The 14,579-nt window shown below is 71.7% G+C and carries 14 protein-coding genes; 9 read left to right on the top strand and 5 right to left on the bottom strand.

Annotated elements, in window-relative coordinates; all coding sequences use genetic code 11:
• The first annotated feature begins 57 nt into the window (after positions 1-57).
• The 8 genes from MBR110_RS10945 (at position 58) to MBR110_RS10910 (ending at position 7,202) form a co-directional block, all read left to right on the top strand.
• Positions 58-1,383 (top strand): YbfB/YjiJ family MFS transporter, encoded by a 1,326-nt coding sequence (locus MBR110_RS10945; protein ID WP_059695909.1) that lies wholly within the window; start codon positions 58-60, stop codon positions 1,381-1,383.
• A 127-nt stretch (positions 1,384-1,510) separates the two neighbouring features.
• Complete coding sequence (locus tag MBR110_RS10940) at positions 1,511-2,047, top strand: NUDIX domain-containing protein (RefSeq protein WP_011884430.1); 537 nt, start codon at positions 1,511-1,513, stop codon at positions 2,045-2,047.
• Between the two features lie 97 nt (positions 2,048-2,144).
• Positions 2,145-2,582 carry an acyl-CoA thioesterase gene (locus MBR110_RS10935; RefSeq protein ID WP_011884432.1) on the top strand — a complete coding sequence of 146 codons (438 nt, stop codon included), beginning with the start codon at positions 2,145-2,147 and terminating at the stop codon, positions 2,580-2,582.
• Positions 2,583-2,601: 19 nt separating this feature from the next.
• The gene (locus MBR110_RS10930) at positions 2,602-3,540 is read left to right on the top strand and encodes a branched-chain amino acid ABC transporter permease (RefSeq protein WP_034193337.1); all 939 of its coding nucleotides are present in this window, start codon (positions 2,602-2,604) and stop codon (positions 3,538-3,540) included.
• Positions 3,533-4,768, top strand: a complete 1,236-nt coding sequence (locus tag MBR110_RS10925) for a branched-chain amino acid ABC transporter permease (RefSeq protein WP_059734078.1) — start codon at positions 3,533-3,535, stop codon at positions 4,766-4,768. Before MBR110_RS10930 ends, MBR110_RS10925 begins: the two co-directional genes overlap by 8 nt.
• Positions 4,765-5,514 carry an ABC transporter ATP-binding protein gene (locus tag MBR110_RS10920; protein ID WP_059734079.1) on the top strand — a complete coding sequence of 250 codons (750 nt, stop codon included), beginning with the start codon at positions 4,765-4,767 and terminating at the stop codon, positions 5,512-5,514. Before MBR110_RS10925 ends, MBR110_RS10920 begins: the two co-directional genes overlap by 4 nt.
• Entirely contained in the window at positions 5,511-6,215 is a 705-nt protein-coding gene (locus MBR110_RS10915; protein ID WP_014722866.1) for an ABC transporter ATP-binding protein, read from the top strand. The genes MBR110_RS10920 and MBR110_RS10915 overlap by 4 nt, the downstream gene beginning before the upstream one ends.
• Positions 6,216-6,455: 240 nt before the next feature.
• Positions 6,456-7,202 (top strand): glucose 1-dehydrogenase, encoded by a 747-nt coding sequence (locus MBR110_RS10910; protein ID WP_045579229.1) that lies wholly within the window; start codon positions 6,456-6,458, stop codon positions 7,200-7,202.
• 47 nt (positions 7,203-7,249) lie between these two features.
• Here the strand turns inward: MBR110_RS10910 and MBR110_RS32105 are convergent, their stop codons facing one another.
• The 5 genes from MBR110_RS32105 to MBR110_RS10885 all read right to left on the bottom strand — a co-directional run bounded on the left by MBR110_RS32105 (position 7,250) and on the right by MBR110_RS10885 (position 13,335).
• A complete protein-coding gene (locus tag MBR110_RS32105; RefSeq protein ID WP_014722867.1) occupies positions 7,250-7,438 on the bottom strand; it encodes a hypothetical protein in 189 nt (62 codons plus the stop codon).
• A 115-nt stretch (positions 7,439-7,553) separates the two neighbouring features.
• Complete coding sequence (gene iolB / locus MBR110_RS10900; protein ID WP_059462238.1) at positions 7,554-8,372, bottom strand: 5-deoxy-glucuronate isomerase; 819 nt, start codon at positions 8,370-8,372, stop codon at positions 7,554-7,556.
• Positions 8,373-8,417: 45 nt separating this feature from the next.
• Entirely contained in the window at positions 8,418-9,347 is a 930-nt protein-coding gene (gene iolE, locus MBR110_RS10895) for a myo-inosose-2 dehydratase (RefSeq protein WP_011884445.1), read from the bottom strand.
• A gap of 60 nt (positions 9,348-9,407) precedes the next feature.
• Positions 9,408-11,291 carry a 3D-(3,5/4)-trihydroxycyclohexane-1,2-dione acylhydrolase (decyclizing) gene (gene iolD / locus MBR110_RS10890; protein ID WP_059734081.1) on the bottom strand — a complete coding sequence of 628 codons (1,884 nt, stop codon included), beginning with the start codon at positions 11,289-11,291 and terminating at the stop codon, positions 9,408-9,410.
• Between the two features lie 88 nt (positions 11,292-11,379).
• A complete protein-coding gene (locus tag MBR110_RS10885; RefSeq protein WP_059734083.1) occupies positions 11,380-13,335 on the bottom strand; it encodes a bifunctional 5-dehydro-2-deoxygluconokinase/5-dehydro-2-deoxyphosphogluconate aldolase in 1,956 nt (651 codons plus the stop codon).
• Between the two features lie 315 nt (positions 13,336-13,650).
• On the opposite strand from MBR110_RS10885, the gene MBR110_RS10880 reads away from it, so the two are divergent.
• Positions 13,651-14,577 carry a sugar ABC transporter substrate-binding protein gene (locus MBR110_RS10880; protein WP_011884459.1) on the top strand — a complete coding sequence of 309 codons (927 nt, stop codon included), beginning with the start codon at positions 13,651-13,653 and terminating at the stop codon, positions 14,575-14,577.
• Positions 14,578-14,579 lie beyond the last annotated feature (2 nt).

The raw sequence follows: 14,579 nt of genomic DNA, 5'->3' as shown, positions 1-14,579 counted from the left end.
TGAAGCTCTTCCGATTCCTGTTCCGGCCGGCGCGCGCCGCGCGCGGCCGCCGCCGCCATGTCCCGTTCCGATGCTCACACCGCCGCCCGTGCCCGCCCGTCAGCCGATGCCGACCGCCGCGCGCGCACGGCCGCGCTCGCCTGCATGGTCGGGCTCGCGGTCGCGCTCGGCGTCGGGCGCTTCGCGTTCACGCCGCTGCTGCCGCTGATGCTCGCCGACGGCTCGATCGGCCTGCGGGCCGGCAGCTGGCTCGCGTCGGCGAACTACGCCGGGTATTTCGTCGGCGCGCTCAGCTGCGCGGCGCTGCCCGTCGCGCCCGCGCGCATGGTCCGGTTCGGGCTGGCGGCCACCGTGCTGCTGACCGCCGCGATGGGCGTCGGCCACCTGCTGCCCGCGTGGCTCGCGGTGCGTTTCGTCGCCGGCGTGGTCAGCGCTTGGACCTTCGTGTTCGTGTCGCAATGGGGCTTGCGGCGGCTCGCCGAACTGCACGCGCCCGAATGGAGCGGGGTGATCTATGCGGGGCCCGGCGTCGGCATCGTGCTGACGGGGCTGATCGGCGGCGCACTGGCCGGCCACCGCGCAGCGCCGGGCTGGCTGGGGTTCGCGGCGCTGTCGGCGCTGCTGTCGGCGGCGATCTGGCGCACGTTCGGCCGCGCGCCGGCACCGGTGGCCCCAGCCGCGGCGGTAGCCCCAGCCCCAGCCCCAGCCGCGTCGGCGGTGCCGGCCGCGCACACGCCGGCCGCCGCGGTGACGCCTGCCGCAGTGCCAGCCACCGCCGCGCCGGCCCCTACCGCGCCAGCCCCCACCGCGCCGCCCGACGCACGCCGCCGTCGCGCCGACGCCGCATGGCTCGTCGCGCTGTACGGGATGCCGGGCTTCGGCTACATCATCACCGCGACGTTCCTGCCGGTGATCGCGCGCGCCGCGCTGCCGGCCGGCTCGCCGTGGCCCGACCTGTTCTGGCCGATGTTCGGTGCGGCGCTGATCGTCGGCGCGATCGCCGCCGCGCGGCTGCCCGGCCACTGGGACAACCGCCTGCTGCTCGCCGCCGGCTGCGCGACGCAGGCGCTCGGGATCGCGGCGGGCATCGTGTGGCCGAACGCTGCCGGCTTCTCGATCGGCAGCGTGCTGCTCGGCCTGCCGTTCACCGCGATCACGCTGTTCGCGATGCGCGAGGCGCGGCGCCTGCACGGCGAGCGCGCGGCCGGACTGATGGGCTATGCGACCGCGTCGTACGGCGTCGGCCAGATCCTCGGGCCGCTCGTCGCGGCGCCGCTCGCCGCGCGGTTCGGGTCGTTTTCGCCGGCGCTGTGGGTCGCGGCCGGCGCGCTGCTGGCCGGCGCCGCCGGCTTCGCGGCCCGCGGCGCACGCCCGCGCGCATGAGCGCCGCACGCTCGCCGTCGCACCCTCTGCGGCGCGGGCAAACTCGCTAGAATGAAGCCTTTCCCGCGCCGAGCGGGCGCGCGATGCGGCCGTCAGGCCGCGCCGGCGTCCGCCCAACTCCCGATCGATGACCACCGCCGATTACCGTTTTTGCCCGCAATGCGCGCGTCCGTTGACCGACCGCGCCGATCCCGCCCATGAAGGCGGCCGCGTGCGCCGCGCGTGCCCCGACGACACCTGCGGCTACGTGCACTGGAACAATCCGCTGCCGGTCGTGGCCGCGATCGTCGAGCTCGACGGCAAGATCCTGCTCGCGCGCAACGCGGCCTGGCCGGAAGGGATGTTCGCGCTGATCACCGGCTTCCTCGAGAACGGCGAAACGCCCGAGGACGGCATCGCGCGCGAAGTGTTCGAGGAAACGGCGCTGAAGGCCGAGCAGGTCACGCTCGTCGGCGTCTATGAATTCATGCGCAAGAACGAACTGATCATCGCGTACCACGTGCGCGCGTCGGGCACCGTCGCGCTGTCGCCGGAGCTGCTCGAATACCGGCTGGTCGATCCGCCGCTGCTGCGCCCGTGGCGCGCCGGCACCGGCTACGCGCTGGCCGACTGGATGCGCGCGCGCGGCCTCGATTTCGAATTCGTCGAGCGGGCAGGCCAGTGACGGGCCGCGCCGCCGCCCGTCCATGCTCCGCCGCGTCGCATCGCGCCGTGCCGCACGCGCGCGTCGCCACGTCATCCTCCCTCTGACCATCACCGCCATGTCCGACAAGCCGCAAGCGCGTTCGCGCGACGCCTATCGCCACTTCCTGCCGATCACGACCCGCTGGATGGACAACGACGTCTACGGCCACGTGAACAACGTCGTCTACTACAGCTACTTCGACACCGTCGTGAACGAATACCTCATCCGCGCCGGCGTGCTCGACGTCGAGCACGGGCAGACGATCGGCCTCGTGGTCGAGACGCAGTGCAACTACTTCGCGCCGCTCGTGTTTCCGCAGTCGGTCGATGCCGGCCTGCGGGTCGCGAAGCTCGGCACGTCCAGCGTGCGCTACGAGATCGGGCTGTTCGCGGCCGGAGAAGCGGCGCCGGCCGCGCAGGGGCATTTCGTGCACGTGTACGTCGATCGCGCGACACGCCGCCCGGTGCCGCTGCCCGACGCGCTGCGCGCGGCGCTCGAACCGCTCGCCCGCTGACCGGCACGCGGTGACGGCGTTGCACGCGTTCGCGCTCGAGGCATTCAACGGCCTCAGCTACGGCTTGCTGCTGTTCATGCTGTCGGCCGGCCTCACGCTGATCTTCAGCGTGCAGGGCGTGCTCAATTTCGCGCATGCGAGCTTCTACATGCTCGGCGCGTACGTCGGCTACAGCATCGCGGCGCGCGTGGGCTTCTGGCCGGCGCTCGTGCTCGCGCCGCTCGCGGTCGGGCTGCTCGGCGCCGGCTGCGAGCGCTGGCTGCTGCGCCGCGTGCAGGCGCGCGGCGGCCACACGAGCGAGCTGCTGCTGACCTTCGGCCTCGCGTATCTGATCGGCGAGGCCGCGAAGCTGCTGTGGGGCCTCGCGCCGCTGCCGGCGCCGGTGCCGCCGCTGCTCGACGGCGCGCCGGTGAGCGCGTTCGGCGTCGCGCTGCCGCGCTACCGGCTGTTCATGATGGCGATGTCCGCCGCGATGCTGATCGCGCTCGGCGTCCTGCTGCGCGCGTCGCGCATCGGCCTCGTCGTGCGCGCCGCGCTCACCCATCGTGCGGCCGTCGAGGCGCTCGGCTACGACGTGCCGCGCGTGATGACCGGCCTGTTCGGCGCGGGCACCGCGCTCGCCGCGCTCGCGGGCGTGATCGGCGCGCCGCTCGCGGTGATCGAACCGGCGCTGGCCGAGACCGTCGGCTCGGTGGTGTTCGCGATCGTCGTGATCGGCGGGCTCGGCTCGCTCGGCGGCGCGTTCGTCGCGTCGCTCGCGGTCGGGTTCGCGCAGACCTGCGCGGCGTCCAGCGACACGTCGCTGCGCGATCTCGCGCACTGGGCCGGCGTCGCGCTGCCCGATGGCGTCGCGGCCGTGTCGCTCGCGCAACTCGCGCCGCTGGTCCCGTACCTGCTGCTCGTCGCGGTGCTGGCCGTGCGGCCGCGCGGGCTGTTCGGCGAGCGTGTCGATGGCTAATCGCATGCCGAACGGCGCGCTGCGCTGGACGCTGTTCGCCGCGTGCCTGGCGCTGCCGGCATGGCTGTGGCCGCAGGGCGCGGTACTCGGCTATCTCGCGCAGACGGCCGCGCTCGTCGTGCTCGCGCTGTCGTACAACCTGCAGCTCGGCACGACCGGGCTGCTGTCGTTCGGCCATGCGGCCGTCGCCGGCGTCGGCGCGTTCGCCGCCGCGCACTGGTTCAATCGGGTGGGCGCTCCGCTGCCGCTGCTGCCGCTCGTCGGCGGCGTGGCCGGCGCGGCGTTCGGCTGCGTCGCCGGCCTGCTCGCGACGCGTCGCGCGGGCACCGTGTTCGCGATGATCACGCTCGGTATCGGCGAGTGCGTCGCGGCGGCCGCGTGGAGCGTGCCCGCATGGTTCGGCGGCGTCGGCGGCGTGCCGATCGACCGCGCGGGCGGCACGCCGTGGGGCGGCTGGCAATTCGGCGCGCCGACGCACGCATACGCGCTGATCGCCGCATGGTGCATCGGCTCGGCGCTGGCGATGTACGCGCTGACGCGCACGCCGCTCGCGCGCCTCGCGAACGCGGTGCGCGACAACCCGGCGCGCGTCGCCGCGCTCGGCACCGAGCCGCGCCACGTGCGGCTCGCGATGGTCACCTGCGCCTCGTTCTTCGCGGGCGTCGCCGGCACGCTGACGCTGATCGACGTCGAGATCGCGACGCCCGACAGCGTGTCGATGGCGCGCTCCGCGACCGTGCTGATCGCCGCGGTGATCGGCGGCACCGGCACGTTCTTCGGGCCGGCGCTCGGCGCGGTGGTGCTGACCGCGCTCAGCGTGGTCGTCGCCGGCGTGTCGCGCGCGTGGGCGCTGTATCTCGGCGTGCTGTTCGTCGCGGTCGTGGTCGCCGCGCCGCGCGGGATCGCGGGCGTCGCGCAGGCCTGCGCGCACGCGTGGCGCCGCGGCGCGCCGGCCGTCGAGCGCTGGCGCATGCTGTGCGGCGTCGGCGCGGGCGCGTTCTGGGCGATCGCGATCGTCTGCGCGGCCGAGCTCGGTTACGCCTGGCGCTTCGCGCAGGACGACGGCGGCGGCAGCGCGTTCGGCGCATGGCGGATCGACGCCGACGCGCCGGCCGGCTGGGCCGTCGCCGCTTCGGCGGCCGGCATCGGCATGCTGCTGTGGGGCTGGCGCGCGCGGCTCGCGGGCCGGGCGCCCGATGCGCCCGATGTGCGCGAGGACGGCCGATGAACGGCGATGCGATCGCACTGCACGGCATCGTCCAGCGCTTCGGCGCGCACACCGTGCTCGACGGGATCGACCTGAGCGTGCCGAGCGGCGAGCGTCACGCACTGATCGGGCCGAACGGCGCCGGCAAGTCGACGCTGTTCGGCGTGATCGCCGGCGCGACGCGGCCGACCCGCGGGCGCGTCGTGCTGCACGGCGTCGAGTTGCGCGGGCGCGGCCCGGTCGTCGCGAGCCGGCTCGGCATCGGCCGCAGCTTTCAGCAGACCAGCGCGTTCGCGCAACTCAGCGTGTTCGACAACCTGCGCTGCGCGGCGCTGCACGCGCCGGCCGAGCGGCGCCGCTGGTGGAACCGGCTGCGCGAGTCGCCGTCCGTCGATCGCGCGGCCGCGCGCGTGCTGCACGACGTCGGCCTCGATGCGTGGCACGCGACGCGTGCGGGCGAGCTCGGCTACGCGGAGCAGCGCGCGCTCGATCTCGGCATCGCGCTCGCGAGCGGCGCGCGCACGCTGCTGCTCGACGAACCGACGGCCGGCATGAGCCGCGACCAGGCGGCGCGGATGCTCGCGCTGATCCGTGCGACCACGCAAGGCCGCACGGTGCTGATGATCGAGCACGACATGGACGCGGTGTTCGGCTTCGCCGAGCGCATCACGGTGCTCGTGCGCGGCGCGGTGGTCGCGACCGGCGCGCCCGATGCGATCCGCGCCGATGCCGCCGTGCGCGCCGCGTATCTCGGTGACGGCGCATGAGCGCGCTGCTCGACATCCGCAGCCTGCGCGCATGGTATGCGCTGCAGCCCGTGCTCGACGGCGTCGATCTCACGCTCGCCGCGGGCGAGACGCTCGCGCTGCTCGGCCGCAACGGCTCGGGCCGCTCGACGCTCGCGAAGGCCGTGATGGGGCTCGTGCGCACCGCGGGCTCGGTGCGCATCGACGGCGTCGAATCCGCGGGCGCGCGCACGTTCGAGATCGCGCGGCGCGGCGTCGCGTACGTGGCCGAAAGTCGCGACGTGTTTCCGCTGCTCAGCGTGCGCGACAACCTGCGGCTCGGCTTGCGCGGCATGCGCGGCGCGGCCGGGCGCGCCGCGCTCGACGCGCTGCTCGAGCGCTTTGCGCTGCTCGGCGCGCGCGCCGACGTGAAGGCCGGCCGGCTGTCGGGCGGCGAGCAGCAGGTGCTCGCGCTGGTGCGCGCGCTCGCCGGCCGGCCGCGCGTGCTGATCGTCGACGAGCCGGCCGAAGGGCTCGCGCCGCGCGCGGTCGACGAAGTCGGCGCGTGCCTCGCCGCGCTGCAGGCCGACGGCGTCGCGATCCTGCTGATCGAGCAGCGGCTCCAGCTCGCGCCGCGGCTCGCGCAGCGCGTCGCGGTGATGGGGCGCGGACGGATCGTCCACGACGGCGCGCTCGCCGAACTCGGCGGCGACGTCGTCAGCGCGTGGTTGAGCGCCGGTTGATGCCCGACCGGGCCACCGAGCCCCGACCGAGCCCCGACCGAGCCCCGACCGAGCCCCGACCGAGCCCCGACCGAGCGCACGCGCGTTGCGCCGATTGTTCGTCAAACCCCGCCAGTCAATTCGCGTCGAGCCGCTTTATCGCGGCGGCCCAAACCGCGAAGATTGCCAGCAAGGACGGTGCAGCGCATCGCGCGTAACCGGTACCCATCCATCGAAGTCTTCCGATCGAGGAACGAAATCATGAGCAAGCTGGCAGGCAAGGTCGCAATCGTCACGGGCGCATCCAAGGGCATCGGCGCAGCAATCGCCAAGGCGCTGGCCGCCGAAGGCGCGTCGGTCGTCGTCAACTACGCGAGCAGCAAGGCCGGCGCCGACGCGGTCGTCGGCGCGATCGTCGAGGCGGGCGGGCGCGCGGTCGCCGTCGGCGGCGACGTGTCGAAGGGCGCGGATGCGCAGCGCATCGTCGACACCGCGATCGAGACCTATGGGCGTCTCGACGTGCTGGTCAACAACTCCGGCGTCTACGAATTCGCGCCGATCGAAGCGATCACCGAAGAGCACTATCGCCGGCAGTTCGACACCAACGTGTTCGGCCTGCTGCTGACGACGCAGGCGGCCGTCAAGCATCTCGGCGAAGGCGCGAGCATCATCAACATCAGCTCGGTCGTGACGAGCATCACGCCGCCGGCGAGCGCCGTGTACAGCGGCACCAAGGGCGCGGTCGACGCGATCACCGGCGTGCTCGCGCTCGAACTCGGCGCGCGCAAGATCCGCGTGAACGCGATCAACCCGGGGATGATCGTGACCGAGGGCACGCATGCCGCGGGCATCACCGGTTCCGATCTGGAAGCACAGGTGCTCAGCCAGACGCCGCTCGGCCGCCTCGGCGAGCCGAACGACATCGCCTCGGTCGCCGTGTTCCTCGCGTCGGACGATGCGCGCTGGATGACCGGCGAGCACGTCGTGGTGAGCGGCGGGTTGAACTGACCGGCGCGCGGGATCGCGCGAACGGTGCGCGTGCGCCGTTCGCGCCGTTATGCGTCGACGCGCACCGTGATGCGCGCATCGCCAGCGCGGTCGCGCCGACGTGCCGCCGCAAACATTCGACGACGCGCGAGTTCGCCGATTCGACGCGCGACGGCCGCATTGAAGTGCGGCAGCGCCGGGCTCGACGCATCGTCGTCGAACGTGTGCGATGCGAGGCGAAAGCGGGGCGTCGCCATGACGGCTCCGTAGCATTGCCGGCTGCGCAGGCTCATGCGCATGCGCATGCCGGGCGTCCCATCGTCACGGGCCGCCCAGCCCACGTTCCATTCACTGCTCGGACGTTTCCGCACGTCAGCGCTTCGGCGCCGCATCGAGCATCCACTCGTGCGCGGGATCGTTCTTGAACGCCCATGCGCGGCTCGGGCCGGCCATCACGTTCAGGTAGTACAGGTTGTAGCCGTGCGGCGCGACCACCGGGTGATAGCCGCGCGGCACCATCACCACGTCGTGGTTCTCCACCACGCAGGCCTCGTCGAGGCTGCGATCGTCGGTGTACACGCGCTGGAACGCGAAGCCTTGCGGCGGATCGATCCGGTGGTAATAGGTTTCCTCGAGCGAGGTCTCGTCGGGCGCCGCGTCGCGATCGTGCTTGTGCGGCGGGTAGCTGCTCGAATGGCTCGCGGGCGTGACCACCTCGACGACGAGCAGGCGGTCCGCCGCCGGGTTGTCGCCCATCAGGATGTCGCACACGTAGCGCGTGTTGGTGCCTTGCCCGCGCACCGCGCGGCGCATCCGTTCGCCGTCGAGCCGCTGTACCTGCTTGTCGCCGCTCACGCACGGCGCGGTGCACAGCGCGACTTCCGCGTCGCGCGTCGCGACCAGCGTGACGGTCTTGCCGCCGGGCACGTACAGCGCGTCCGGCGACACGTCGTCGAACACGCTGTCGCGCTTGCCGAGCGCGTCGTACATGTGGCCGTCGACCTCGGCGCGCACCGTGCCGGTCAGCACGACGACGCACAGCTCGCGCGCGCCGGTGTCGAGCGTTTCGGTGTCGCCGGCGCGCAGGCGCAGCGCGCGAAAGCCGACGTGCTGCCAGCCGGCTGACTCCGGCGTCACGTTGCAGATTTCGCGCTCGGGCGACGCCTTGACCAGCAGGGGAGAAATCGTCATGGAGTGGTCCTCGTTCAGATGACGGTGCGCGTTGTACGGGAGCGCTCAGGCGCTCAGCCGTTCGACGATCGCGCGCAGCGTGTCGTAACCCTTCTTCGCATACTGATAGCTCGGCGCGACGGCCGGATCCTGCTCGGCCTCGACCACCAGCCAGCCTTCGTAGCCGGCGTCCCGCAGCGTGCGCAGCGTCGCTTCGTAATCGAGCGCGCCGTCGCCCGGCACCGTGAAGGTGCCGTTGATCACGCCGTTCAGGAAGCTCCAGCCGCCGTTGCGCGCCTGCGTGACGACCTGCGGCCGCACGTCCTTGCAGTGCACGTGCACGACGCGTGCGACGTGCTTCTTCAGCAGCGCGACGGGGTCGGCCGCGCCGCCGAAGTACGCGTGGCCGGTGTCGAACAGCAGGAACACCCTGGCGGGATCGGTCAGCGCCATCAGGCGGTCGACGTCGGCCGGCGATTCGACGTACGCGCCCATATGGTGGTGGTACGCGAGCTTGATGCCGTAGGTGTCGAGCAGGTGCGCGCCGAACGCGTCGAGCCGGGCCGCATAGCGCTGCCACGCTTCGTCGTCGACGAAGCGCGGCCGCTTCGCGACCGGCGTGTCGATGCTGCCCTGGATCGTGCCCGCGCATTCGCCGTAGACGACCACCTTCACGTCGTTGTGCTGCAGCTTCGTCAGGTGCGCGCGGCAGCGCTCGATCTCGGCGGCGACCGCATCGGCATCGGTCATGCCCGGCGCGACTTCCGCGAGGAATCCGGAATACCAGCCCGACACGCACACGAGGCCGAATTCCGCGAGCTTCGCTTTCAGCTCGGGGCCGGTCTTCGGAAACTTGTTGCCGAGCTCGAAGCCCGCATAGCCGATCTCGGCGCCTTCCTTCAGCGCCGTCTCGAGCGGCGTCTCGCCGCCGAGCGACGGCAGGTCGTCGTTCATCCACGACAGGGGATTGATACCGATGCGAACGTTCCAGCTCATCACGTGCGTTCCTGGGTTAGAAGGTCGAACAGGGGTTTCACCGTTGCAGGCGAGGCGACGTCAGCGCCGCTGCCGGGTTTTCGCGTCGAGATACGTACGGTGCGCGCGTTCGACGCCGTCGCGGGCGGACACCTGCGGCACCGCGACTTCCCACCATGCGCCGCCGTCGGCGGTCGTGCGCGCGTGCGTCGTGTCGATCACCAGCACCTGGCTCGTCCTCGCCGCGCGCGCACGCGTCAGTTCGCGGCGCAGCTCGGCCACGTCGCGCACGTGCACGGCTTCGGCGCCCATCGCACGCGCATGCATCGCGAAGTCGATCGTCGAGCGTTCGCCGCCTTCCGGCACGCAGTCGTCGAGCATGTTGTTGAAGCTCGCGCCGCCGCAGCTCAGCTGCAGCCGCTCGATGCAGCCGTAGCCGCGGTTGTCGAGGATCACGACGATGATCTTGCGGCCGAGCATCACCGACGTCGCGAGTTCCGCGTTGAGCATCATGTACGAGCCGTCGCCGACGATCACGATCACTTCGCGCTCGGGCCGCGCGAGCTTCGCGCCGAGGCCGCCGGCGATTTCGTAGCCCATGCACGAGTACGCGTAGTCCATGTGATAGTTGCCCGGCACGCCGCTGCGCCACAGCTTGTGCAGCTCGGCCGGCAGCGTGCCGGCCGCGCACACGACCAGATCGTCGCGCGCGCTGTCGCGCCCGGCGTCCGCCGCCGAATCGCGCACCGCGCCGATCACCTCCGCGTCGTACGGCAGCGTGTCCTGCGGCACGCGCGTGGTCAGTTCGGTCACGCGCGCGTTCCACGCGGCCGCGTGGTCGCGGTTCGTGGCGGTCCAGCCCGCGTCGGCGCGCCAGCCCGCGAGCGCCGCCGACACCTGGCCGAGGCCCGTGCGCGCATCGGCGATCAGCTGCCGGCCGCGTTTCTTGCCCGCATCGAACGGCTGCACGTTCAGGCTCAGCAGCGTCGCGTCGCCGAACAGCGCATGCGAGCCGGTGGTGAAGTCCTGCAGACGCGTGCCGACCGCGAACACCACGTCGGCCTGCGCGGCCGCGCGATTGGCGGCGGGCGAGCCCGTCACGCCGATCGCGCCGAGATTCAGCGGATGGTCCCACGCGAGGCTGCCCTTGCCGGCCTGCGATTCGGCGACCGGCACGCCGTGCGTCTCGGCGAACGTGCGCAGCGCGTCCCATGCCTGGCTGTACAGTACGCCGCCGCCGGCGACGATCAGCGGCCTTTGCGCAGCCTTCAGCACGTCGAGCGCATCGGCGAGCTCGAGCGCGTCGGCCGGCGGCCGGCGCATCCGGATCAGCGGCGGCGCGAAGAAATCTGCGGGCCAGTCGTATGCGAAGGTCTGCACGTCCTGCGGCAACGCGAGGCACACGGGGCCGCACTGCGCGGGGTCGGTCATCACCTGGATCGCGCGCGGCAGCGCGACGAGCAATTGCTCCGGCGACGTGATGCGGTCGAAGTAGCGCGTGACCGGCCGGAAGCAGTCGTTCGCGCTGACGTCGCCCTGTTCGAAGTCCTCGACCTGCTGCAGCACCGGGTCGGGCAGCCGCGACACGAACACGTCGCCGGGCAGCAGCAACAGCGGCAGGCGGCCGACGTGCGCGAGCGCCGCCGACGTCAGCATGTTGGTCGCGCCGGGGCCGATGCTCGACGTCGCGGCCATCATCCGCTGCCGGAAGTTCGCTTTCGCGAACGCGACGGCCGCGTTCGCCATCCCTTGCTCGTTGTGCGCGCGCAGCGTGGGCAGGCGGTCCTTCTCGGCATGCAGCGCTTCGCCGAGCCCGGCCACGTTGCCGTGCCCGAAGATCGCGAACACGCCGCCGCAGTACGGCAGGACGTCGGTGCGGCCGTCCGGCTGGACGACTTCGGCTTGCAGGGCGGCCAGGTAGCGCACGAGCGCCTGGCTGACGGTCAGTCTCACGGTGGTGGTCATCGTCTGTCGATCGGAAGAGTCGGTGAAGTCGGCAAAGTCGGTGAAGTCGCTGAACTCGGTGCAGGGATCGCGCGCACGGCCGGTGCGCTCACGCTGCGGCGGCGCGCGCGGGGTCGCGGCGGCCGAGCCACGCGTCGACGAGCTGCGCGAAATTGGCGGCGACTTCGTCGATCAGCGCGCGGTCGTCGATGCGGCCGGCGAGCCACGCCAGCGACGCGTCGACCCACAGCGAACGCCCGACCATGAAGCCCTTGACGATCGGGTTGGTCGCCGAGCGGAAGCTGTCGACCAGATACTGCAGCGGCTGGTTCAGCCCGAGGATCACCGCGCCGCGGCAATAGCGGTCGCGCTCGGCGACGAGCGACTCGAGCCGCGCCCAGCCGTCGGCGCTCATCGGCGCGAGCTTCCACCATTCGGGCATCACGCCGAGGTTGTAGAAGCGCGCGACGGTGCGCAGCACGGCGTCGTCCTCGGTGCCGGGCGGCGTCACCGCACGCGGCGGAATGATCTCGAGCAGCAGCTCGTTGCCGCTCGCGCGCGTGGCTTCCCACAGCTCGAGCACGCGCTGCTCCTGCGCGACGCGCAGGTCGACGTCGTCGTCGGGGTGATAGTGGACGAGGCACTTGACGACCTGTTCGGTCGGCCAGTGCGTGAGCGTCGAACCGACCGAGCGCGTGTCGTCGAAGCACAGCGGGCGCGAGCCCGGTAGCTCGACCGGGCGGCCGACCCACCAGCCGCGGCCGGTGGCCGCCGCGAGCGCATCGCGCCCGTATGCGCCGCCGTCGATCAGCACGCCGACGTGACCCTCGATGTGGCGCTCGCGCTCGACCTGCTCGGCCGCGCGTACCAGCAGGCGCTTGAGCGTCTTGATCCGCTCCTCGTCCGCGCCGGCCTGCACGGCCAGCTCGTAGAACTGGCTGCGATGGTCGAACGCCATCACGCACAGGTCGTCCCAGTCGCGACGCGGCACCGTCACGCGATGCAGATGCGCGAGCGTGCGATCGGCGTCCACCTGCGGATTGCGGCTGCCGCCGAACCAGTGCGCGAGTTCGGCCGGCGTCGGCATCGCGGCGGAGCACGCGTGACGCGACACCACGATCGCGCCGCACGCGTTCGCGATGCGCGTGGCTTCCGCCCAGTCGCGGCCGCGCAGCAGCCCGGACAGCAAGCCGGACAGGAACGCATCGCCCGCGCCGAGCACGTTCAGCACCTCGACGCGCTCGCCGTGGAAGGTCGGCGCATCGTCGATCCGCGCGGGAACGTCGCCGTCGATCACGCAGCAGCCGAGCGCGCCGCGCTTGACCACCAGCACCGCGCCGCTCGCGCGCCGCACGGCCTCGAGCGACGCGATCAGGTCGTCCGGCGCGCCGCCCGCGATCAGGAATTCCTCTTCGGTGCCGACCAGCAGATCGAATTCGCCGAGCACCTGCTGCAGCTGCCGCGTGACCTGCGCGTCGGGCACGTAGCGGTTCTCGCCCGCGCCGCGCGCGGTCAGCCCCCACAGCACCGGCCGATAGTCGATGTCGAGAATCCGCACGACGCCGTGGCGGCGCGCGTAGCCGAGCGCGGTCAGCGACGCCTCGCGGGTCGCCGGCGTCGACAGATGCGTGCCGGTGATCGCGAGCGCGCGGCAGCGGGCGATGAAGCCCTCGTCGATCTCGTCGGCGCGCACGGCCATGTCCGCGCAGTTCTCGCGCACGAACAGCAGCGGGAACGTGTCGCGATCCTTCAGGCCGAGCAGCACCAGCGCGGTGAGGCGCTCCGGATCGGTCTGCAGCTGGCTCGTGTCGCAGCCCTCGCGCTCGAGCGTCTCGCGCACGAAGCGGCCCATCTGCTCGTCGCCGACGCGCGAGATCATCGCGGTCTTCAGCCCGAGGCGGGCGACGCCGAACGCGACGTTGCCCGACGAGCCGCCGAGGTACATCTGGAAGCTGCGCGCGTCCTCGAGGCGGCTGCCGTACTGCTGCGCGTAGAGGTCCACGGCCACGCGGCCGAGGCAGGCGAGATCGATGGGGCGGTCAGTCGGAAAGTTCAACGGGCTCATATCACGTATCACGCTCGCGGCCGGCGCGCGACGCGGCCGGCTGTTGGGGGATCGATCGGGCGACGATGCTCGGCCGCCTGCACGGCCCGGCGCGAACGCGCCTGCCGCAACGAATCGGGCTACGGAACGGAGTCTAGACTTTTTGGAAATCCTGTTCCCTAGGTGAAATCACGTAGAAATAAATTTCCAAATTCGCGACGAAGTGATCTACAGTTTCATCCGGATGCTTCAGTCCCGATCGGACCAGATCGGACTCGGCCCGGCGGCGCGCAACGCGCCGTCTTCCGCCCCCGGAGATGAGGAGACAGAGTGATCATGAAGACCAAGCTGATGGCCGCCGCGGCCGCCGCGATCCTGGCGATGCCGCTCGCGCATGCCGAGAAGATCGGCGTGACGATGGCATCGTTCGACGACACGTTCCTGACGATCCTGCGCAACAGTATCAGCGACGCGGCGAAGAAGGACGGCGCGACGGTGCAGATCGAGGACGGCGGCAACGACGTCGGCAAGCAGTTGAGTCAGGTGCAGAACATGATCGCGCAGAAGGTCGACGCGATCATCGTGAACGCGGTCGACACCGACGCGACGCCGAAGATCACCAAGATGGTGACGGCCGCGAAGATCCCGCTCGTCTACGTGAACCGCAAGCCGGTCGACTTCGACAAGCTGCCGGCCGGCGTCGCGGTGGTCGCGTCCGACGAGAAGCAGTCGGGCACGCTGCAGGCGCGCCAGGTGTGCAAGCTGCTCGGCGGCAAGGGCGACATCCTGGTGCTGATGGGCGAGCTGTCGAACGAGTCGGCGCGCGCGCGCACCAAGGACATCGAGGACGTGATCGCGACGAAGGAATGCGCCGGCATGAAGATCGTCGACAAGCGCGAAGGCAAGTGGAGCCGCACGCAGGGCCAGGACATCACGATGAACTGGCTGAGCTCCGGCGCGAAGTTCGATGCGATCGTGTCGAACAACGACGAGATGGCGATCGGCGCGATCAACGCGCTGAAGGCCGCGCGCAAGCTGACGCCGAAGACGGTCGTCGCGGGCATCGACGCGACGCCCGACGGGCTCGCCGCGATGAAGAGCGGCGACCTGAAGGTGTCGGTGTACCAGAACGCGGCCGGGCAGGGCGCGCAGGCGGTGGCCGCCGCGCTCAAGCTCGCGAAGAAGCAGCCGGTCGAGCGCTTCGTGAACGTGCCGTTCGAGCTGGTCACCCCCGAGAACATGAGCCAGTACGCGAAGCACTGACC

Source organism: Burkholderia sp. MBR-1 (assembly GCF_013822785.1).
In the GTDB taxonomy this organism is placed as follows: domain Bacteria; phylum Pseudomonadota; class Gammaproteobacteria; order Burkholderiales; family Burkholderiaceae; genus Burkholderia; species Burkholderia vietnamiensis.
This window is presented reverse-complemented; position numbering and strand designations above follow the sequence as displayed.

Bases quoted from the DNA above. Each gene is read 5' to 3' on its own strand.
- MBR110_RS10945 (WP_059695909.1), top strand. From the start codon at position 58: ATGTCCCGTTCCGATGCTCACACCGCCGCCCGTGCCCGCCCGTCAGCC.
- MBR110_RS10940 (WP_011884430.1), top strand. From the start codon at position 1,511: ATGACCACCGCCGATTACCGTTTTTGCCCGCAATGCGCGCGTCCGTTG.
- MBR110_RS10935 (WP_011884432.1), top strand. From the start codon at position 2,145: ATGTCCGACAAGCCGCAAGCGCGTTCGCGCGACGCCTATCGCCACTTC.
- MBR110_RS10925 (WP_059734078.1), top strand. From the start codon at position 3,533: ATGGCTAATCGCATGCCGAACGGCGCGCTGCGCTGGACGCTGTTCGCC.
- MBR110_RS10920 (WP_059734079.1), top strand. From the start codon at position 4,765: ATGAACGGCGATGCGATCGCACTGCACGGCATCGTCCAGCGCTTCGGC.
- MBR110_RS10915 (WP_014722866.1), top strand. From the start codon at position 5,511: ATGAGCGCGCTGCTCGACATCCGCAGCCTGCGCGCATGGTATGCGCTG.
- MBR110_RS10910 (WP_045579229.1), top strand. From the start codon at position 6,456: ATGAGCAAGCTGGCAGGCAAGGTCGCAATCGTCACGGGCGCATCCAAG.
- MBR110_RS32105 (WP_014722867.1), bottom strand. From the start codon at position 7,438: ATGGCGACGCCCCGCTTTCGCCTCGCATCGCACACGTTCGACGACGAT.
- iolB (WP_059462238.1), bottom strand. From the start codon at position 8,372: ATGACGATTTCTCCCCTGCTGGTCAAGGCGTCGCCCGAGCGCGAAATC.
- iolE (WP_011884445.1), bottom strand. From the start codon at position 9,347: ATGAGCTGGAACGTTCGCATCGGTATCAATCCCCTGTCGTGGATGAAC.
- iolD (WP_059734081.1), bottom strand. From the start codon at position 11,291: ATGACCACCACCGTGAGACTGACCGTCAGCCAGGCGCTCGTGCGCTAC.
- MBR110_RS10885 (WP_059734083.1), bottom strand. From the start codon at position 13,335: ATGAGCCCGTTGAACTTTCCGACTGACCGCCCCATCGATCTCGCCTGC.
- MBR110_RS10880 (WP_011884459.1), top strand. From the start codon at position 13,651: ATGAAGACCAAGCTGATGGCCGCCGCGGCCGCCGCGATCCTGGCGATG.